Here is a 21952-nt window from a genome sequence, read left to right as displayed (position 1 = left end):
CCTTTTACATGTTAGTTAATGGTGTCTATTTGCAAACCACTATCAACAGGAATGTCAATATCTGTTCTTATTTCATCGTCTGGTTCGTCATCACCGTAAAAATGTTTAAAAGCTCTTAAATAATTATTGAAAATATCCCCTTCAGTTTGGGCAAATTCAATATCATATTTAACTAACACATCAATAAGCCCTTTATAACGTTGAATATCGGTGTAAATTTCTTCAAATAAGCGCTCTTGGTCATCAACTTTTAAACTACTATAATAAGATAAGTTCTCTTGATATTTTTTAGCAACATCTTTAAATAAACGTTGTGCTTTTTCTTTACTGCCTACCTCATAATAGGTGCTAATGTAAGGTTCTAAAAGTGTGTAATATCCAAAAAACTCAACTGGCATATTGGTCATAGCAATATCTGCTATTTCCTCAGCTTTATCTAATTTATCCTCATTGATTAATTGTTCTGCTAATCGCGCTAAATTGCCTCTGTAGGTAATTGAGTTTTTACGAGTTTCGGTGTCATGATAAATATCGGGACTTCCACTATTACCCCAATCCCAATTCTTTACTTTTTCATACATTAAGTCGCTATCAACACGTCCCATATCAAAAGGGTTTGCTCTATCAACGGGTGTTTTAATTGGCACCAGTTTGTAACACATACCATCCAGTTGCAGATAGTCTTTCATCCAGATATAATCATCATCGCCAAAACTTCCGCCAGTAAAATAAATCGGGCGCTTCCATTCGTTGTTGGCTACAATGTCTAACATTAACAATCTGTTTTTATATAGGGCACCACCAGTAACTTCAATATCAATATAAGGAACAATTATATCGGCATCTTTTTGTTTTACAATACCAGATTTTAAAGCATTTTCTTTATTTACAGGGATACGTAAATAAGGAGTTGGCATGTAAGTAGCATTTAAATCTTGACTTCTTACTTGCGACAAATCGATGTCTTGTTGCTGTAACACATATTTATATTTTGTTCTAGGATTATCACTAGCAACAAAATTTAAAAACTGTTTCACTTCTAAAGTGTCGTTAATAACAGGTTGAATTATAATGTAATCGTTAGTTCCATATTTATATAAATCATGGGTAAGTTGTGACGGTATAGGATCACTCTCATAAGCTTTACGCTTCATTTGGTCAATGTACCAATCGGTTTGAAAAAGACTTGTATTAACCACACGCACATCGGTTCTATAGCCCTCAATTTCTTGAGCATACCAAAGTGCAAAGGTGTCGTTATCGCCAATAGTAAATAAAATCGCGTTTTCTGCACAAGAGTCTAAGTACATTTTAGCCATGGCATTAGCGGTGTATTTACCGGATCTGTCATGATCATCCCAATTGTTTGTTGCTAAAACAATAGGGGTTATTAACGAAACCAGAACAATTGCTAAAACTCTAACTTCTTTTGATTTAGTAGTTTTTTGAACTATAAAAGTTATAGAATCTATAACAATGATGACAAAAAACACAGCAAATATTAAAAAACTAACACTTGATAATGCATTAAGAAAATCAGCTAAGAAACTATCTGGCTTAAGAGTGGATAGATATTTAAATAAATAGAACAGAATTATTCCAATTACAAGAAAGATTACTTGATAAGCAAAATACTTGTAATTGTTTTTTATGTTTTCAATAAGTCTATTATAAATACCATAAACCCCAAAACCAATCCAAAGTGCAAATACATAGAAGGAGCCAACTACGGAATAGTCACGTTCACGAGGTTCAAAAGGGCGCACATTGGTATATACTTGTATGGCAATTCCTGTAAACAGGAAAAACACCAGCATAACCCAGAATAGTTTTTTGTTTTTATTAAACAAGAAGAAAAACCCAATAAGCCCTAAAATTAATGGCAATAAATAATAGGTGTTTCTTGCTTTGTTGTTTTTAACATCGCTTGGTAAATTATCTTGAGAGTATCCTAAGTGCCATTCGTCTAAGAACTTTATGCCCGTAATCCAGTTTCCATGATTATCATATCTACCTTGAATATCATCTTGTCTTCCAGCAAAATTCCACATAAAATAGCGCCAATACATATATCCTAATTGATACTCAAATAGATAGACGATATTGCTTGCTAATGAAGGTTTCTCAATATCGATATAGCTTTTAAAACGCTTTAAAAAGTTATTGTAATCTTCATAATCAACATTGCCTTCAGCTACGTTCATTTTAAAATCAGAAACTGCAGAACGCAATTCGTTTTCCATTTGGTATTCTGGCTTTAGTTTAAAGTCTAAAAAACCAGAAAACATCATATAGTTTTCAGCATGTTCAGCACTCCACATCCGAGGTAAAATAGAAGCGTGTTTTGAGTTGTAATTTTGTTTAGCGTTTTTGTAATCGTTTACTATAACGTATTTACCCTTAGTATGATCTTTTTCATATTTAGGTTTATCGTCAACATAAGGGTTGTTTTCATCTAAATAAGCGTATTGGTCGGTAAATTGAGGCCCATAAAACAAGTGTGTTTCAGGGTATTGCTCTAAATTATAGTAAGCTAATAATTCTCTGGCACTCGATGGGTTATTTTCGTTAATTACAACATCGGCATTGGCTCGAATAGGGAGCATTAACCACGTTGAAAACCCAATAATTACAAACGTTACACAAAGAATCCCAGTGTTTATATGTACATAGCCTTTTTTTCTTGTAAATCGCAAAGCGTAATTAATTAGAGCAATTAAAACAATACCTGCTATAATTGAACCCGAGTTGAATGGTAACCCAATAGAATTGACAAAAAAGATTTCAAAAACACTAAATATTTTAAGTATGTTAGGCGCTAATAATTTAAAGATAAAAAGTAAAACAGCTACCGAAACCACATTGGCAATAATGAAGTTTTTAACGGTAATGGTTTTATAGTTTTTAAAATAGTAAATAAGCCCAATAGCTGGAATGGTTAATAAACCCATAAAATGAACCCCAAAGGATAGGCCAATAACAAAAGCAATTAATACTAACCATCGGTTACCGCGTGGTTTATCCATGTCTTGTTCCCAGCGTAAACCCAACCAAAATAAAATAGACATGATTAAGGTTGCCATAGCATAAACCTCGGTTTCAACAGCATTAAACCAGAAAGAATCTGTAAACGCAAACGCTAAACTACCCACTAAACCACTACCTAAAATAGCTAAAGCTTTTTCTGTTGATAATTCACTCTTTTTACCTGCTATTTTTTTAAGCAATAGAGTAATGGTCCAAAACATAAATAAAATGGTGAAAGCACTAGATACTGCACTCATCATGTTCATCATCCAACCAATTAATTCGTTATTGCCAAAAGTAAAAATCGAGAAAAAAGCACCCATCATTTGAAATAAAGGAGCACCAGGAGGATGTCCCACCTGAAGTTTTGATGAGGTTAAAATATATTCGCCAGCATCCCAAAAACTTACTGTAGGTTCAACAGTCAAACTATATGTTATAAGCGCTATTAAAAAAGAGAACCAACCTAAAATAGTGTTCCATTTTTTAAAGTTGAAATTTGCCATGTATATCTATCTTTATTTGCTTTGGCGAATTTAACAATAAATATGTTACTTCAAATGTTTTTAAGTAAACGTTAAGTTTTCGGTATTATTTTTCAAAAAAATACTTGTACAAATAAAACTTTGTACTAAATTTGCACCCTCAATTACACAATGGCCTATGGTGTAACTGGCAACACGTCTGGTTTTGGTCCAGAAGAGTCTAGGTTCGAGCCCTAGTAGGCCAACAAGTAATTATAAATCCTAATCATTTATTTTGATTAGGATTTTTTTATTTCTCTCTATGGCGTTACCCTTCTGGTCGCGCTTTTCGTTATATCTTTTTTATTCTGATATAATTCAGAATAAAAAAGGATGCCACTACAATCGCTAACGCATAAACCTATATTTTAAAGGTAATTACAGGGCGTTTAGCATGATTTACTAAATCTTCGCTAATGCTACCATTAAAGAAATGCGAAATACCTTGTCTGCCATGAGTACTCATCCCAATCAAGTCAGCATGAATAGATTTTGAAAAATTCATCACACCTTTTTCGATGCTTATATCATTGTAAATATTAACGCTATAATTTGAGAAGTTAAAAGATTTAGCAAAACTTTCTATCCTTTCTTTAGCTTCACCCGTAGTAATAAATTTGGTAGGTGTATTTACCATAAGTAAATGCATTTTAGACCCCAAAGTTTGAGCAAAATTAATTGCTTTTTCATAGGTTTTTTTGCTTTCATCTTTAAAGTCTGATGCAAAAACAAAATCATTAACTTTAAAGTCCTTGTGTTCATTTTTAACAACCAAAACAGGTGTTTCAGAAGTGCGAACCACTTTTTCGGTATTACTACCAATAAGCATTTCACGCAAACCGCTTACACCATTAGAACCCATAACAATCAAATCTATGTTATGCTTTTTGCTTACATGAAAAACACCTTTAAATATTTCATGAAAATCAACCGTTTCATGAACAGTTAAGCCTTCTAAGTAGTCTTTACTTTTTAATTTTTCAAATTTCTGATGCGCGAGCTTCATAAAGAATACCGCTTCAGGCAAGCTGCTGTAAGAGCTCATAGGGTCTACTTCCTGTAAGGGAATTTCTAATATGTGCAGCAAATAAATTTCACAATCATATTTTTTTGCTAATTGAGCAGCTACTTTTAAAGCGTTTTCGGCTTGTTCGGAAAAATCGGTGGGGACTAGTAGTTTTTTCATCTGTTTTATATTTATAATTATGTCAGATGTAATGTGTATAATATAATTTTCAATTTTAGTATTGAATTTTGGCTATGCACATTTCATTTTTACATAAGCAAGTTGTATCTAAATTTATGAAATAATCCTTTAAAAATCAATTAAATCTTTATATATTTGCGCCGTTGAAAGGCAAAATTAAAGATATGAGGGGACGGAAAGTCCCCTCTTTTTATACTGAAAATGTTGAAAAATAAAGTAGAAGAATTACTTGAAACCGCTTTAACAGAAAGACCAGATTTATTTCTTATTGATTTAACTGTATCAGGTGATAACAGCATCAAGGTAATTATTGATGGCGATAAAGGAGTTCTGGTTGAGGATTGTATGTTTGTAAGTAGAGCCATAGAGCATAATTTAGATAGAGAAGAACAAGATTTTTCACTAGAAGTTATGTCGGCTGGAGCCACTGCGCCTTTAGTAAATAAACGACAGTATAAAAAAAACTTAAAAAGAACCCTTGCGGTAAAAACAGCTTCAGGTAAAACAGAAGGTGTTCTTACAAAAGCAACCGATAATGATATTACATTAGAGTGGAAAGTTAGAGAACCCAAACCAGTAGGTAAAGGTAAAATAACTGTAAAAAAGGAAGCTAAAATAGCTTTCGATGATATTGTAGAAGCAAAAGTTATGATTAAATTTTAATTCAAGAAGAGTTATGGAGAATATCGCGTTAATTGAATCTTTTTCAGAATTCAAAGACGATAAGTTAATTGACAGAGTAACGTTAATGGCTATTTTAGAAGACGTATTTAGAAGCGCCTTAAAAAAGAAATATGGCGATGATGATAATTTTGATATTATTGTTAACCCTGATAAAGGTGACTTAGAAATATGGAGAAATAGGGTTGTTGTGGCCGATGGAGAAGTTGAAGAACCAAACCAAGAAATTTCATTATCCGAAGCTCGTAAAATTGAACCTGATTTTGAGGTTGGTGAAGATGTATCGGAAGAAGTAAAACTGGTAGATTTAGGAAGACGTGCTATTTTAGCACTACGCCAAAATCTAATTTCTAAAATTCACGAGCACGATAACACTATAATCTACAAGCAATTTAAAGATTTAGTTGGAGAAATTTATACGGCTGAAGTACATCATATTCGTCATAGAGCTGTTATTTTATTAGATGATGAAGGGAATGAAATTGTGCTTCCAAAAGACAGACAAATACCGTCTGATTTCTTTAGAAAAGGTGATAATGTTAGAGGTGTTATAGATAGTGTAGAGCTAAAAGGTGCAAAACCTACTATCATCATGTCAAGAACATCACCATTGTTTTTAGAGAAACTTTTTGAACAAGAAATACCAGAGGTTTTTGATGGTTTAATAACTATTAAAAATGTAGTAAGAATTCCAGGTGAAAAAGCAAAAGTAGCGGTAGATTCTTATGACGATAGAATTGATCCTGTAGGAGCTTGTGTTGGTATGAAAGGTTCAAGAATTCACGGTATTGTACGCGAATTAGGTAACGAAAATATTGATGTAATTAATTACACAAACAACTTACAGTTGTATATTACAAGAGCATTAAGTCCAGCAAGAGTTACGTCCTTAAAGATTGATGAAGAAAACAAGCGTGCTGAAGTTATATTAAAACCAGAAGAGGTAAGTAAAGCTATTGGTAGAGGTGGACATAATATTCGTTTAGCTGGTCAATTAACAGGCTATGAGATTGATGTGTTTAGAGAAGGAGCTGAGGAAGATGTTGAGTTAAGAGAGTTTACTGATGAAATTGAAGGATGGATTATAGATGAATTCAGTAAAGCTGGATTAGACACAGCAAAAAGTATTTTAGAACAAGAGGTTGACGATTTAGTAAAAAGAACAGACCTTGAAGAGGAAACCATTTTAGACGTTATTAGAATTTTAAAAGAAGAATTCGAAGAATAAATAAAAGTAGAGTAACATTATTTATACCTTAAATTGGTATAATATATATATTTGAGTATTTTAAAGGCAATTTATGGCTGAAACAATTAGATTAAATAAAGTATTACGCGAGCTTAACATCTCTCTAGACCGTGCCGTAGAATTTTTGGATTCTAAAGGTATTGAGATAGAGAAGCGTCCAACTACCAAAATTTCGGAAGAGACTTACCATATCCTTTCTGATGAGTTTGAAACGGATGCGAACAAAAAGATGAAGTCGCAAAAAGTAAATGAAGCTAAGCTTAAAGAAAAGGAAGATTTACGTATAAAACGTGAGCAAGAATTAGAAGAAAAGCAAAAAGCTCAAGAAGCCATAGAAAAAGCGCAACAGAAAGAAGAGGTTGTTAAAGCATCAAAAACATTAACAGGACCAAAGCAAGTTGGAAAAATTGATTTGGGACAAAAAAAGACTGATAATGTTGCAGTTTCAACACCAAAAGAAACGCCTGTTGAAGCGAAGAAAGAAGAGGCTAAACCAGAAGTAAAAAAGGACTCTACAAAAGAGGTTGAAAAGCCAAAAGAATCAGCTAAAACGGATTCAGAGAAAAAACAAATACTTATTGATGGAGAGTTGGTAACTCCTGATGAAAAAGTAGAAACTCAATATAAAAAATTAAGCGGACCAAAAATTGCAGGCGATAAAATTGATTTAACGCAATTTAAAAAACCTAAAAAGAAGAAAGACGAAAAGAAATCAGATTCAAAAGATGCTGATAAAAGTGCTTCTTCTACAAATAAGAAAAAGCGCCGACGTATCAGTAAAGCTGGAGCTCCACAAGACGGAAATAGAGATTCAGGCAACAGAAATGATAGATTTAAAGGGAAACCAGGTCAAGGTCGTAGAAACGTTATTAAAGAAGAACCTAGCGAAGAGGATGTAAAAAAACAAGTTCGTGAAACACTCGAAAAACTTCAAGGGAAGTCTAGTAAAGGAAAAGGCGCTAAATATAGAAGAGATAAAAGAGATCAGCACAGAGAACAATCTGAAATTGATCAACAAATAGAGGCAGCTGAAAGTAAAATACTTAAAGTAACTGAGTTTGTTACGGCAAGTGAAGTTGCTACGATGATGGATGTAAGTGTTACTGAAATTATTTCGGCTTGTATGTCGTTAGGTATGATGGTAACCATGAATCAACGTTTAGATGCTGAAACATTATCTATTGTAGCTGAAGAATTTGGATATCAAGTAGAGTTTGTAACGGCAGATATTAAAGAATCTTTTGAAGAAGTTGAAGACCAACCAGAAGATTTAAAACCACGCGCCCCAATTGTTACGGTAATGGGACACGTAGATCATGGTAAAACATCTTTATTAGATTATATACGTGAAGAAAATGTTATTGCTGGAGAGTCTGGTGGAATTACACAACACATAGGTGCTTATGGAGTAACTTTAGATAACGGACAAAAAATAGCATTTTTAGATACACCAGGTCACGAGGCGTTTACCGCAATGCGTGCACGTGGAGCACAAGTAACCGATATTGCTATTATTGTTGCTGCTGCAGATGATGATATCATGCCACAAACTAAGGAGGCTATTTCGCATGCTCAAGCTGCTGGTGTTCCTATAGTTTTTGCGATTAATAAAATAGATAAACCAGATGCAAATCCTGAAAAAATAAAAGACGGATTAGCGCAAATGAATTTACTAGTTGAAGATTGGGGAGGAAAAATTCAATCTCATGATATTTCAGCTAAATTTGGTACAGGAGTTAAAGAACTGCTTGAAAAAGTTTTACTTGAAGCAGAACTTTTGGAGCTTAAAGCAAACCCAAATAAACCTGCAGTCGGAACGGTTGTTGAAGCCTTTTTAGATAAAGGGCGTGGGTATGTTTCTACTATATTAGTACAAGCAGGAACCCTTAAAGTTGGTGATTATGTACTTGCAGGACAGCATAGTGGTAAAGTTAAGGCTATGCATGATGAGCGTGGACATGACGTTAAACAAGCAGGTCCATCAACACCGGTATCTATTTTAGGATTAGATGGTGCGCCACAGGCAGGTGACAAATTTAATGTATTTGAAGACGAGCGTGAAGCAAAACAAATTGCGGCTAAACGTGCGCAATTACAACGTGAGCAATCCGTTAGAACACAACGCCATATTACACTAGATGAAATTGGTCGTCGTATCGCACTTGGCGATTTCCAAGAATTGAACATTATCCTTAAAGGTGATGTGGACGGTTCAGTTGAGGCCTTAACGGATTCATTCCAAAAATTATCAACCGAAGAAATCCATGTTAATATTATTCATAAAGGTGTCGGAGCGATAACTGAAAGTGATGTATTATTAGCTACAGCATCGGATGCTATTATCATTGGATTTAATGTTCGTCCAGTTGGAAATGCAAGAATGATTGCAGATAAAGAAGAAATAGATATTAGAACGTATTCTATTATTTATGACGCCATAAACGATCTTAAAGATGCAATGGAAGGTATGTTGTCTCCTGAACTTAAAGAAGAGATTACAGGTACTGCCGAAATTAGAGAAATCTTTAAAGTTTCAAAAATTGGAACCATTGCAGGATGTATGGTTACCAATGGAAAAATCCTTAGAAGTTCTGGGGTTCGTTTAATTAGAGATGGTGTAGTGGTTTATACTGGTGAGTTAGCTTCGCTAAAACGATTTAAAGATGATGTTAAAGAAGTAAGTAAAGGCTACGATTGTGGTATGCAAATTAAAAACTATAACGACATTAAAGAGGGCGATATTATTGAAGCCTTCCATGAAGTTGAGGTAAAAAAGAAATTGAAATAAATCAGTTTGATAAAAAAAAGCGACCAGTTTAGGTCGCTTTTTTATTTATGTAAATATGGTATTTGTTACTTTTTTGGCTTGAAAATAAAGGCACTTGGAAATTTCTTTTTAATACGTTCTAAAGCTCTGTCAGCTTCTAAACGTGTTCTAAAATTACCAACCCAAATTTTAAAGTTTGGTGTTTCATATTGCATCACAGGACGCCAATCTCCGAAAGAATTACTAAAATCCGTTTGAGCGTTTTGAGCTCCAGAACGATTTCCTGAATAAACTTGAATTTTATAACGATCGGAATCATTATCATTCTTGTTCATTTCTTTTTTAATTTCTAATAAATTATCAATTTTTTTATCATGATTAATGGTTACTTGCCCTTGTTGTGCAAAAGAAGATATAGTGCAAACTGCAAAACAAACAATACTTAAAAAACTGATTTTCAAATTCAATGCTTTCATTTTCAATTAAATTTATACAAATGTATACGTTATAAACTAAATTATAGCTCTTTTTATTATTTAGAATCCCTCTAAATTATCAATTAACAGTTCTCTAACATTTCTCAAATCGACTTTAAGTATTACTTTTGCAAGAGATTTTTTAACTGTTTTTTTTTCTATTATTAAATGAAAAAATCATACCAAAGTTTAGAAGCTAATTTAACCAACAATATGAGACAGGTGATTCACCGTAAATTAAGCAATAACCTTCTTCGTTTCAGCTTAATTATATTAATAGCGTTTACAACCTCAATTTCTGCTCAAGAAGATTGTGACCCAGTAAAAGGGAAATCATTATTCAATGCCAATTGTGCAGCTTGTCATCAGTTAGATAAAAAAATGACAGGACCAGCTCTACGTAATGTTGAGCAACGATTAGCTGATGATGAAGGCTTGGATAGAGCGTGGATTTATGCTTGGATACGTAATAGTGCAGGTGTTATTAAATCAGGTGATGCTTACGCCAATAAAATTTATAACGAGTATGGTGGTGCTGCCATGACTCCAATGCCTCAATTATCAGATCAAGATATTTGCGATATTTTGGCTTACACTGCAGAAGAAAAAGCGACTCCTCCAAGTGGTGGAGATACCGCTAGTTTGAGTCCAGTTGCACCTGTTGAGCCAGGTATTTCAAACGAAATTATTTTAGGTGCTTTAGCTATTTTATTTATGCTCTTGGCTATTGGTTTGTATTTAGTAAACAAAACATTACGCCGTTTTGCATCGGCTCAAAATATAGAATTACCAGAAGAAACAAAAGGAACGCCACTTTGGAAAGCGTTTGTGCAAAATCAATTTTTAATGATTGTAGTGGCTATTTTCTTTTTGTTAGCAAGTGCGTATTATGTTTACGGGTATTTATCTCAAATTGGTGTAGACCAAGGATATCAACCAGTACAACCAATACATTTTTCACATAAAATACATGCTGGCGACAACGGGATTGATTGTAAATACTGTCACTCTTCAGCTAGAGTTAGTAAAACATCAGGTATTCCTTCGTTAAACATATGTATGAACTGTCATAAGTCTATTTACGAATACAATGGAGAAACAAGTCCAGAATATTCTAAAGAGTTTTATGATGGTGAAATCCAAAAGCTATACGCTGCTGCTGGATGGAGTGATGCCGATCAACAATACACAGGTAATTCACAACCAGTAAAATGGGTTCGCATTCATAATTTACCAGACTTTGCTTATTTTAACCACTCACAACACGTTACGGTTGCTGGTGTTGAATGTCAAACATGTCACGGACCTGTTGAGGAAATGGAAGTTATGTATCAACATGCGCCGTTAACTATGGGTTGGTGTATAGATTGTCATAGAACTACCAATGTGGATGTAAAAGATAATGCATATTACACTAAAATACATGAAGAGTTATCTAAAAAGTATGGTGTAGATGAGTTAACAGCTGCTCAAATGGGTGGTTTAGAGTGTGGTAAATGTCACTATTAATAAATTTAATAAGAAGTAATTCAATTATATAATATGTCATCAAACAAGAAATACTGGAAAAGTGTTGAAGAGCTAAACGAGAATAGCTCTATTGTTGAGACGCTAAAACAAAACGAGTTTGTAGCAGAGATTCCTACTGATGAATTTTTAGGTGATAAAGAGACATTAGAGGCTACGTCTACAACCCGACGCGATTTCTTAAAATATGTAGGATTTAGTACAGCTGCTGCTTCGTTAGCTGCTTGTGAAGGTCCTGTAAAAAAATCAATTCCTTACGTAGTTCAACCTACAGAAATTATTCCTGGAGTTGCTAACTATTATGCAACAACAATTGCTGATGGATTCGATTTTGCTAGTGTTTTAGTTAAAACGCGTGAAGGTCGTCCAATTAAAATTGAAAATAACACGATGGCAACTACAAATGGTAGTGCTAATGCCAGAGTGAACGCTTCTGTTTTAGGCTTGTATGACAGTTTAAGAGTTCAAAGCCCTAAAAGAAAAGATGGCGAATCTATTTCTTGGAGCACTTTTGATTCAGAAACTACTGAAAAATTAACAAACATTGCAGCTGCTAATAAGGATATTGTGTTACTAACACAAACTTTTGCTAGCCCATCAACAAGCAAGTTAATTTCAGAATTTAAAGATAAATTTGGTAATGTTCGTCACGTTATATACGATGCTGTTTCAGAATCTGCAGCGTTAGACGCTTACCAAGCTAAATATGGAGAACGCGGTTTAGCAAATTACGATTTCTCAAAAGCAATGACTATTGTTTCTGTTGGAGCCGATTTCTTGAGTGATTGGCAAGGTGGAGGATTTGATTCGGGGTATTCAAAAAACAGAGTTCCTGATCATGGAAAAATGTCTCGTCACATTCAATTCGAGTCTAATATGTCATTAACAGGTGCAAATGCTGATAAGCGTGTACCTTTAACCCCTTCACAACAAAAACTAGCTTTAGCTAAATTATACAGTTTGGTTACAGGGAATAATGTAACTGTAAATGGTTTATCTGAAAGCGTTGAAACTGCTATTGCAAATGCTGCTTCTCAACTTAGAAAAGCGGGTAGTAATGGTGTAGTTGTTACGGGAATTAATGATGTAAATGCTCAAACAGTTGCTTTAGAGATTAATGAGTTTTTAGGAAGTAAAGCATTTGATGCTAAAACACCAATAAAAACGAGACAAGGTAACGTTCAAGCAGTTGCTCAGTTAGTTGCTGATATGAAAGCTGGAAAAGTTGGAGCTATTATTATGAGTGGTGTAAACCCTGTTTATACATTACCAAATGCTGCTGATTTTGTTGAAGGATTAAGTAAAACAGAACTTTCTGTAACGTTCTCGATGAAAGTTGATGAAACGTCTTCAGAAACTCAATATATTGCTGCGGCACCTCATTACTTAGAATCTTGGGGTGATGTAGAGTTTAAAAAAGGACATTATGCTTTAACACAGCCAACAATCCGTCCTTTATTTGATACGAGACAATTTCAAGAAGCTTTGTTAAAGTGGACTGGAAATGATATGTCGTATCATGATTATATCAAAGAGGCTTGGGGAACAACTATTTTAGGTGGAAGTTCTTTTAACAAAGCCTTACATGATGGTGTTTATGTTGGAAGTATCGATACTGTAGTTGAAGATACCACAGATGCTGATGCTGAAGATACTGCCGAAGTTCCTTCTGGAAATGCAGCAAGAACCTTAGCTGCTTCTACACAATCTAACGGATTAGAATTAACACTTTATACTAAAGTAGGTATGGGTGATGGTCAGCAAGCTAATAACCCATGGTTACAAGAGTTTCCTGATCCAATCACTAGAACCTCTTGGGATAACTATTTAACTATTTCAAAAGCGGACGCGGATGCAATTGGATTAACCAATACACATGTTGCTAATGGTGCTTTAAATGGTAGTTATGCAAATGTAACGGTTAATGGAACTTCACTAAAAGTACCAGTAATGATTCAACCAGGACAAGCAAAAGGATCGGTAGGTTTATCATTTGGTTACGGACGAACTTTAGGTTTAAAAGAAGAAATGCAAACGGGGGTTAATGCGTATGCATTATACCAAGGCTTCAATAATGTGCAAAGTGTTACTATTGAGCCTGCAGCTGGCGAGCATGAATTTGCTTCGGTACAATTGCATAATACGTTAATGGGTCGTGGAGATATTATTAAAGAAACGACTTTAGAGATATTTAACACTAAAGATAAAAAATACTGGAACGCAGTTCCTGTGGTATCATTGAACCACGTGGAAACACCGGTTACATCACCTGAAGTTGATTTATGGGATGAATTTGATCGCTCGATTGGGCATCACTTCAACTTATCGGTCGATTTAAATGCTTGTACTGGGTGTGGTGCTTGTGTAATTGCATGTCATGCAGAAAATAATGTACCTGTAGTAGGTAAAACAGAAGTACGTCGTAGCCGTGATATGCACTGGTTACGTATTGATAGATATTACTCTTCTGAAACTTCATTTGAGGGTGATAATGAAAAGAAAGAAAATATTTCTGGTTTAGGAAGTTCGTTAAGCGAATTTGGTGAAATGGAAAACGCATCTGAGAATCCTCAAGTTGCTTTCCAACCAGTGATGTGTCAACACTGTAACCATGCACCTTGTGAAACGGTTTGTCCAGTAGCTGCAACATCGCATGGTCGTCAAGGTCAAAACCATATGGCTTACAACCGTTGTGTAGGTACCAGATATTGTGCAAACAACTGCCCATATAAAGTACGTCGTTTCAACTGGTTCTTGTATAATGGAAATGACGAGTTTGATTACCATATGAATGATGATTTAGGTCGTATGGTGTTAAATCCAGATGTAGTTGTACGTTCTCGTGGTGTTATGGAAAAATGTTCTATGTGTATTCAAATGACACAGAAAACAATCCTTGACGCAAAACGTGATGGACGTCAAATTAAAGACGGTGAATTCCAAACAGCATGTTCGGCAGCTTGTAGTAATGGTGCTATGACGTTTGGAGACATCAATGATAAAGACAGTAAAGTTGCAAAACTTAAAGAAGATAATCGTATGTATCACTTATTAGAAAGCGTTGGTACTAAGCCTAATGTGCAGTACCAAACAAAAGTGAGAAATACAACTGAAGCATAAATCTAATTAAAGAATCAATTATATAATTATGGCGTCTCATTACGAAGCACCTATTAGAAGACCTTTAGTTACAGGCGAAAAATCATACCACGACGTTACTGTGGATGTGGCTAAACCTGTAGAAGGAAAAGCAAATAAACAATGGTGGATAGTTTTTGGTATTTCACTGGCGGCTTTTCTATGGGGAATTGGATGTATTATTTATACCATATCTACGGGTATTGGAACTTGGGGTTTAAATAAAACCGTAGGTTGGGCTTGGGATATTACAAACTTCGTTTGGTGGGTAGGTATTGGTCACGCAGGAACGCTGATTTCTGCTGTACTTTTATTATTCCGTCAAAAATGGAGAATGGCCATTAACCGTTCTGCAGAAGCAATGACGATTTTCTCGGTAGTTCAAGCAGGTTTATTCCCAATTATTCACATGGGTCGCCCATGGTTAGGGTATTGGGTGTTACCAATTCCAAATCAATTTGGTTCTTTATGGGTAAACTTTAATTCGCCTTTACTTTGGGACGTATTTGCAATCTCAACATATTTATCGGTATCATTAGTTTTCTGGTGGACAGGCTTATTGCCAGATTTCGCAATGATTCGTGACAGAGCTGTTAAACCTTTTCAAAAGAAAATATATTCATTACTAAGTTTCGGATGGTCTGGTCGTGCTAAAGATTGGCAACGTTTTGAAGAAGTATCTTTGGTACTTGCAGGTTTAGCAACACCACTTGTACTTTCTGTACACACCATTGTATCGTTTGACTTCGCAACATCGGTAATCCCTGGTTGGCATACAACTATATTCCCGCCATACTTCGTTGCGGGTGCGGTATTCTCAGGATTTGCCATGGTAAACACGCTTCTTATTATTATGAGAAAAGTGTGTGACCTTGAAGACTATATTACAGTACAACACATCGAATTAATGAACATCGTAATCATGATTACAGGTTCAATCGTAGGTGTAGCATATATTACCGAGTTATTTATAGCATGGTACTCAGGTGTTGAATACGAACAATATGCTTTCTTAAATAGAGCAACAGGACCTTACTGGTGGGCATATTGGGCGATGATGACTTGTAACGTATTTTCTCCACAATTCATGTGGTTTAAGAAATTAAGAACAAGTATTATGTTTTCGTTCTTCATCTCAATTGTAGTAAACATAGGAATGTGGTTTGAGCGTTTTGTAATTATTGTAACCTCGTTACACAGAGATTACTTACCATCATCATGGACGATGTTCTCTCCAACATTTGTTGATATAGGAATATTTATTGGAACTATAGGATTCTTCTTTGTACTATTCTTATTGTATTCAAGAACATTCCCAGTAATAGCACAAGCCGAAGTAAAAACAATTTTGAAATCATCAGGTGAACGTTATAAGAACTTAAGAGAGGCTGGTAAGAGTTTAGTAGGTACTGGTGTAGATGCTAGAACATCTTCTGGTGTTGCAGCCACTATTAAAGCTGTAGAAACCTCAACGGAAGATAAATCGGGAAAAGTAAGTAGTTTATTAGGCAGTATTGGTTCTTTTGATGCAACTACTCAAACACCAGACGATTTAAAGAAAATAAGTGGAGTTGGTCCTAAAATGGAGGAAGTACTTAATAGTATTGGTATTTACACATTCCTTCAGGTTAGTAAAATGACCAAAAAAGAATATGACTTGTTAGATGAAATTACAGGTTCTTTCCCTGGAAGAGCAGAACGTGATGATTGGTCTGGACAAGCTAAAAAATTAATAAACTAAATATAGTCAATGGAAGCTTCAAAAGTTATTCACGCTATTTATACCGATGATGATGTATTAATGTCTGCCGTAAAAAAGGTTAAGGCAGAAAAGCATCACATTGAAGAAATATATACACCATTTCCGGTTCACGGGCTAGATAAAGCAATGGGATTAGAACCTACACGTATAGCTATTACTGCATTTATGTATGGTTTAGTTGGTTTAACAGTTGCTATTTTGATGATGAATTTTATCATGATTGAAGATTGGCCACAAAATATAGGTGGAAAACCAAGTTTTAGTTATTTGGAAAACATGCCAGCCTTTGTACCTATTATGTTTGAGCTTACGGTGTTTTTTGCAGCACATTTAATGGTAATTACATTTTATTTACGTAGTAGAATGTGGCCATTTAAGCAAGCTGAAAACCCAGATCCTAGAACTACAGATGATCATTTTTTAATGGAAATTGCAGTTCACGGAAATGAAAAGGAGTTGCAAAAGTTGCTTAAGGACACAGGAGCCGTAGAGATTAATTTAGTTGATAAAGAAGCGCATTAATATAGTTATATGAAAAGCTTAATAAAAATATTAGCAATAACAGTCGTTTTAGTGATGGTATCATGTAAAAAAGATACCGCACCAAACTATCAATTCATGCCGAATATGTATGAATCTGGAGGATACGAAACTTATGGTGAAGCAGCATTTAAAGATGGTGTTGAGGCTCAAATACCTGCCGAAGGATCTATCCCTAGAGGATATGTACCTTTTGATATTGATAATACTACGGAAGGATACGACTTAGCTAAAGCCACTTTAGTAAGTTCATTAGATTCTACTCTCGTTGATTTTACTAGAGGTAAAGAGTTATATGATATATATTGTGGAATTTGTCATGGAAATAAAGGTGATGGACAGGGTAACTTAGTGAAGCGTGAAAAAATTCTTGGTATTCCAAGTTATGATGATGCTGGAAGAGCCATTAATGAAGGGAGTATTTATCACACGATTTATTATGGTAAAAATGCTATGGGAAGTTATGCTAACCAGTTAAATGAAGAAGAACGTTGGCAAGTTGTAGCATACGTGTTAAAATTGAAAGCAGATTTAGAAAAGTAAGATTAGATAAGATATGTACACATTTTCAAATAAATTAAAGACATTTTCTATCGTTCTAATGGTTTTAGGATTATTAGGAGTAGGCTATGGTTTTATGACATCTCATAAATCTTTTGAAGAAGTTGAAACCTTACTTGCAGAAGAGTCTCATGGTGGTGGCCACGGTGAAGAAGCGGCTCACGCTACACCTAGTCATGATACACATGCAGAGGATGCTCACGTTAACACAACTCATGGCGATGATGCGCATGCTGAAGTTGACGAACACAAAAAACACGTTGAACATGTTCAGCATCAAATAGCCAACAGACCATGGTCTGCGCTTTATGTGGCAGCATTCTTTTTTATGATGATTGCTTTAGGGGTGTTAGCATTTTATGCTATTCAAATTGCATCACAAGCAGGATGGTCACCTGTACTATTTAGGGTTATGGAGGGTATTACATCTTACTTATTACCAGGGGCTTTAATAGTTTTAGGAATTGCAGTAGCTTCAGGAACAATAGGTCATTACAATTTATTTATTTGGATGGATCCAGAAGTTGTTGAGCACGATAAATTAATAAAAGGAAAGTCAGGGTTTTTAAATTTACCTTGGTTTGTAATTCGCGGATTAGTTTTTATAGCTGGATGGAGTTTATACCGTCATTTTTCGCGAAAATTTTCAATTGCTCAAGATACTGCAGAAGACCAAAGTAACTTTAAGAAATCATTCCGTATCTCAGCGGCGTTTTTAGTATTCTTTATTTATACAGAATCTATGATGTCCTGGGATTGGATTATGAGTGTAGACCCTCACTGGTTTTCTACGTTATTTGGATGGTATGTGTTTGCAAGTATGTTTGTAAGCGGTATTACAGTAATTGCATTAATCACTATTTACCTAAAATCGAGAAATTACTTAGAGTTTGTTAATGAAAATCACTTACATGATGTAGCGAAATTTATGTTTGCATTTAGTATTTTCTGGACATACTTATGGTTCTCACAATTCATGCTTATTTGGTATTCAAACATTCCAGAAGAAGTAACATACTTTGTGTCTCGTTTTAACGATTACAAATTACCATTCCTTGGTATGGTAGTGTTAAACTTTGTATTCCCGATATTAATGTTAATGAATGCTGATTACAAACGTATTCCATGGTTTGTTGTAATGACGGGCTTAGTAATTTTATTTGGTCATTATATTGATGTATTTAATATGATTATGCCAGCAACTGTAGGTGATAGATGGTTTATAGGTATTCCTGAAATAAGTTCTATTTTACTTTTTGCGGGATTATTCATATTTGTAGTATTTACGGCCTTAACAAAAGCTCCTCTACTTGTTAAAGGATATCCTTTTAGAAAAGAAAGTGAAGAGTTTCATTATTAATTTAGATATAAATAAAGACGAACGATAACAATGACTGCTTTATTAACAATTATAGTTTTAGTATTTATTTCAGTTGCCATCTGGCAGATGGTTAAGATTTTTGATTTAGCTCAGGCTAAAAGTGAAAATACTGGAGTTGCCACCGATAAAGACAATACAATTAATGGGTATTTAATGATGGGCTTTTTAGCATTCATTTATATCATAACAATTGTGTGTTTTGTTAAATGGGGCGATTTACCATTAATGTCTAACTCGGCATCTGAACACGGTCCAACTATCGATAATTTGATGATTATCTCTATGGTAATTATCTTTTTTGTTCAAACTGTTACGCAGTTTTTGTTACACTATTTTGCATTTAAATACAAAGGAGAAAAAGGTAAAAAGGCCCTATTCTTTGCAGATAATAATAAATTAGAAGCTATCTGGACTATAATTCCAGTAATAGTTTTAGCGGGTTTAATAATTTACGGATTAAATACATGGATTAACATTATGGGTGTTGATGAAAGTGATGATCCTTTAGTAATAGAATTGTATGCACAACAGTTTAACTGGAAAGCTAGATACGGTGGCGCAGACAATACCCTTGGAAAAGCAAATGTTAGATTAATTGATATTGATAGAGCTAATATTTTAGGTTTAGATGAATCTGACCCTAATGCACAAGATGATGTTATTACTACAGAATTGCATTTGCCAGTAGGACGACCAGTATTATTTAAAATGCGTTCGCAAGATGTATTACATTCGGCATATATGCCACACTTTAGAGCTCAGATGAACTGTGTTCCTGGTATGATTACTCAATTTGGTTTTACACCAACAGTTACCACTGCTGAAATGCGTGAAACGCCACAAATGCAAGAAAAAGTTACCAGAATAAATGAAATTAGAGTAGAGAATAGTAAAAAATTAGTAGCTAAAGGTGAAGAGGCTTTAGAACGTTACGAATTTGATTACTTATTACTGTGTAATAAAATTTGCGGAAAATCCCACTACAATATGCAAATGAAGATTGTGGTAGAAACGCAGGAAGAATACGATGCTTGGATGAAGGAGCAAAAGGAATTTAAGAACTCTCTAATTAACTAATTAAAAAGATAAAAACGATATAAGATTATGTCAGCACACGCAGATACTCACGCTCACGAAGACGACCACGGGCATCATCATAAAGAAACGTTTGTAACTAAATACATATTTAGTCAAGACCATAAGATGATTGCTAAGCAGTACCTAATAACGGGTACTATAATGGGTGTTATTGGGGTTTTAATGTCTATGATGTTTCGTATGCAAATCGCATGGCCTGAAGAACCAAATGTATTGTTTGAAGCATTATTGGGTAAATGGGCGCCAGATGGAGTAATGGATGCCGATATCTATTTAGCATTAGTTACTATTCATGGTACTATTATGGTATTCTTTGTATTAACTGCTGGTTTGAGTGGTACGTTTAGTAATTTATTAATACCGCTACAAATTGGAGCCCGAGATATGGCTTCTGGGTTTTTAAATATGATATCTTATTGGTTATTCTTTTTATCAAGTGTAATCATGGTATTATCCTTATTTGTTGAAGCAGGACCTGCTGCTGCTGGTTGGACTATATATCCACCATTAAGTGCTCTACCACTTGCTCAAGGCGGTTCAGGAATGGGTATGACTTTATGGTTAGTATCTATGGCAATATTTATTGCTTCTTCGTTGTTAGGATCATTAAACTATATAGTAACCGTAATTAATCTCAGAACAAAAGGGATGTCTATGACAAGACTACCTTTAACTATTTGGGCATTTTTTATTACTGCCATTATCGGTGTGATTTCGTTTCCAGTTTTATTATCAGCGGCATTACTTTTAATAATGGATAGAAGTTTTGGAACATCATTCTTCTTATCAGATATTTTTATTCAAGGTGAGGTATTACATTATCAAGGAGGGTCTCCAGTTTTATTTGAACACTTATTTTGGTTCTTAGGTCACCCTGAAGTATATATTGTATTATTACCTGCACTGGGTATTACCTCTGAAATTATTGCAACAAATTCCCGTAAACCAATTTTCGGTTATCGTGCCATGGTAGCATCTATTTTAGCAATTGCATTCTTATCAACTATTGTTTGGGGACACCACATGTTTATTTCTGGAATGAACCCATTCTTAGGCTCGGTATTTACATTTACAACCTTATTAATTGCAATACCATCAGCGGTTAAAGCATTTAACTACATTACTACACTTTGGAAGGGTAATTTACAGATGAATCCCGCAATGCTATTTTCAATCGGATTAGTTTCTACGTTTATAACTGGGGGATTAACAGGAATCATTTTAGGGGATAGTGCATTAGATATTAATGTTCACGACACTTACTTTGTGGTAGCTCACTTCCATTTGGTAATGGGTATATCAGCATTATACGGAATGTTCGCAGGAATATATCATTGGTTCCCTAGAATGTTTGGTAGAATGTTAAATAAAAATTTAGGGTATATACATTTTTGGGTAACGGCAGTTTGTGCTTACGGTGTATTCTTTCCAATGCATTTTATAGGTATGGCAGGTTTACCACGTCGTTATTACACAAATAGTAATTTCCCCTTATTTGATGATTTAGCAAACGTAAATGTTATTATTACCATTTTCGCATTAGTTGGAGGTGTATTCCAGTTGGTATTCCTTTGGAACTTCTTTTACAGTATTTTCTATGGTAAAAAATCTGTAGAAAATCCATGGAAATCGAATACTTTAGAATGGACAGCGTCTTTAAAACATATCCACGGTAACTGGCCAGGTGAGATTCCTCATGTACACCGTTGGGCTTACGATTATAGTAAACCAGGGCATGAAGAAGATTATGTTCCACAACATATTCCTTTAAAAGATGGTGAAGAAGAACTTCAGCATTAATTAACAATATATATCTTACATGTTTAGAACCCGCTTATTATGGCGGGTTTTATCGTTTAAATGCTTTTTTTTTCGATAAAATGAAAAAAAATGTAAAAAAATTCGATGAAATACAAAAAAATCAGTTAAATTGCGACACAATTAATCAAAAATAGATTTTTAAAATCTGTTATAAATGGTTTAATTCAAGCGAATGCTATTAACAACCAATAAA

The 21952-nt window shown here is 34.5% G+C and carries 14 protein-coding genes and 1 tRNA gene; 12 read left to right on the top strand and 3 right to left on the bottom strand.

Annotated elements, in window-relative coordinates; all coding sequences use genetic code 11:
* Positions 1 to 11: 11 nt before the first annotated feature.
* Positions 12 to 3533 carry a glycosyltransferase family 117 protein gene (locus L3X39_RS01435; RefSeq protein WP_237229629.1) on the bottom strand — a complete coding sequence of 1174 codons (3522 nt, stop codon included), beginning with the start codon at positions 3531 to 3533 and terminating at the stop codon, positions 12 to 14.
* 151 nt (positions 3534 to 3684) lie between these two features.
* Here L3X39_RS01435 and L3X39_RS01430 point away from each other — a divergent pair.
* A tRNA-Gln gene (locus L3X39_RS01430) sits at positions 3685 to 3757 on the top strand.
* Positions 3758 to 3912: 155 nt separating this feature from the next.
* On the opposite strand, the gene L3X39_RS01425 is transcribed toward L3X39_RS01430, so the two are convergent.
* Complete coding sequence (locus tag L3X39_RS01425) at positions 3913 to 4737, bottom strand: universal stress protein (RefSeq protein WP_237229628.1); 825 nt, start codon at positions 4735 to 4737, stop codon at positions 3913 to 3915.
* 222 nt (positions 4738 to 4959) lie between these two features.
* Here L3X39_RS01425 and rimP point away from each other — a divergent pair, with 222 nt between their 5' ends.
* From rimP to infB, 3 genes are all read left to right on the top strand, one after another.
* A complete protein-coding gene (gene rimP, locus L3X39_RS01420; protein WP_237229627.1) occupies positions 4960 to 5421 on the top strand; it encodes a ribosome assembly cofactor RimP in 462 nt (153 codons plus the stop codon).
* A 13-nt stretch (positions 5422 to 5434) separates the two neighbouring features.
* Entirely contained in the window at positions 5435 to 6667 is a 1233-nt protein-coding gene (gene nusA, locus L3X39_RS01415; RefSeq protein WP_237229626.1) for a transcription termination factor NusA, read from the top strand.
* 73 nt (positions 6668 to 6740) lie between these two features.
* Positions 6741 to 9476: a translation initiation factor IF-2 gene (gene infB, locus L3X39_RS01410; protein WP_237229625.1), complete on the top strand. Its 2736-nt coding sequence runs from the start codon at positions 6741 to 6743 to the stop codon at positions 9474 to 9476.
* A 65-nt stretch (positions 9477 to 9541) separates the two neighbouring features.
* Here the strand turns inward: infB and L3X39_RS01405 are convergent, their stop codons facing one another.
* On the bottom strand, positions 9542 to 9931 hold the full coding sequence (locus tag L3X39_RS01405; protein ID WP_237229624.1) for an SPOR domain-containing protein: 390 nt from the start codon (positions 9929 to 9931) through the stop codon (positions 9542 to 9544).
* 213 nt (positions 9932 to 10144) lie between these two features.
* On the opposite strand from L3X39_RS01405, the gene L3X39_RS01400 reads away from it, so the two are divergent.
* From L3X39_RS01400 to L3X39_RS01365, 8 genes are read left to right on the top strand one after another with little or no spacing between them, the layout of a single operon-like run.
* The gene (locus L3X39_RS01400) at positions 10145 to 11440 is read left to right on the top strand and encodes a c-type cytochrome (protein WP_237230628.1); all 1296 of its coding nucleotides are present in this window, start codon (positions 10145 to 10147) and stop codon (positions 11438 to 11440) included.
* Between the two features lie 33 nt (positions 11441 to 11473).
* On the top strand, positions 11474 to 14578 hold the full coding sequence (locus L3X39_RS01395) for a TAT-variant-translocated molybdopterin oxidoreductase (protein WP_237229623.1): 3105 nt from the start codon (positions 11474 to 11476) through the stop codon (positions 14576 to 14578).
* Positions 14579 to 14606: 28 nt separating this feature from the next.
* Positions 14607 to 16337, top strand: coding sequence for a helix-hairpin-helix domain-containing protein (locus L3X39_RS01390; protein WP_237229621.1), 1731 nt, complete (start codon positions 14607 to 14609; stop codon positions 16335 to 16337).
* A 9-nt stretch (positions 16338 to 16346) separates the two neighbouring features.
* On the top strand, positions 16347 to 16880 hold the full coding sequence (locus tag L3X39_RS01385; protein ID WP_237229619.1) for a DUF3341 domain-containing protein: 534 nt from the start codon (positions 16347 to 16349) through the stop codon (positions 16878 to 16880).
* A gap of 9 nt (positions 16881 to 16889) precedes the next feature.
* On the top strand, positions 16890 to 17441 hold the full coding sequence (locus tag L3X39_RS01380) for a c-type cytochrome (protein WP_237229617.1): 552 nt from the start codon (positions 16890 to 16892) through the stop codon (positions 17439 to 17441).
* A gap of 13 nt (positions 17442 to 17454) precedes the next feature.
* Positions 17455 to 18819 carry a quinol:cytochrome C oxidoreductase gene (locus L3X39_RS01375; RefSeq protein ID WP_237229616.1) on the top strand — a complete coding sequence of 455 codons (1365 nt, stop codon included), beginning with the start codon at positions 17455 to 17457 and terminating at the stop codon, positions 18817 to 18819.
* 30 nt (positions 18820 to 18849) lie between these two features.
* Positions 18850 to 19917, top strand: coding sequence for a cytochrome c oxidase subunit II (locus L3X39_RS01370; protein WP_237229615.1), 1068 nt, complete (start codon positions 18850 to 18852; stop codon positions 19915 to 19917).
* A gap of 27 nt (positions 19918 to 19944) precedes the next feature.
* Positions 19945 to 21738 carry a cytochrome c oxidase subunit I gene (locus L3X39_RS01365; protein ID WP_237229613.1) on the top strand — a complete coding sequence of 598 codons (1794 nt, stop codon included), beginning with the start codon at positions 19945 to 19947 and terminating at the stop codon, positions 21736 to 21738.
* Positions 21739 to 21952 lie beyond the last annotated feature (214 nt).

It is taken from the genome of Flaviramulus multivorans (genome assembly GCF_021728415.1).
GTDB classification, from domain to species: Bacteria; Bacteroidota; Bacteroidia; order Flavobacteriales; family Flavobacteriaceae; genus Sabulilitoribacter; species Sabulilitoribacter multivorans.
The sequence above is the reverse complement of the archived record's forward strand: the minus strand, read 5'-3'. Positions and strand labels throughout refer to the sequence as shown.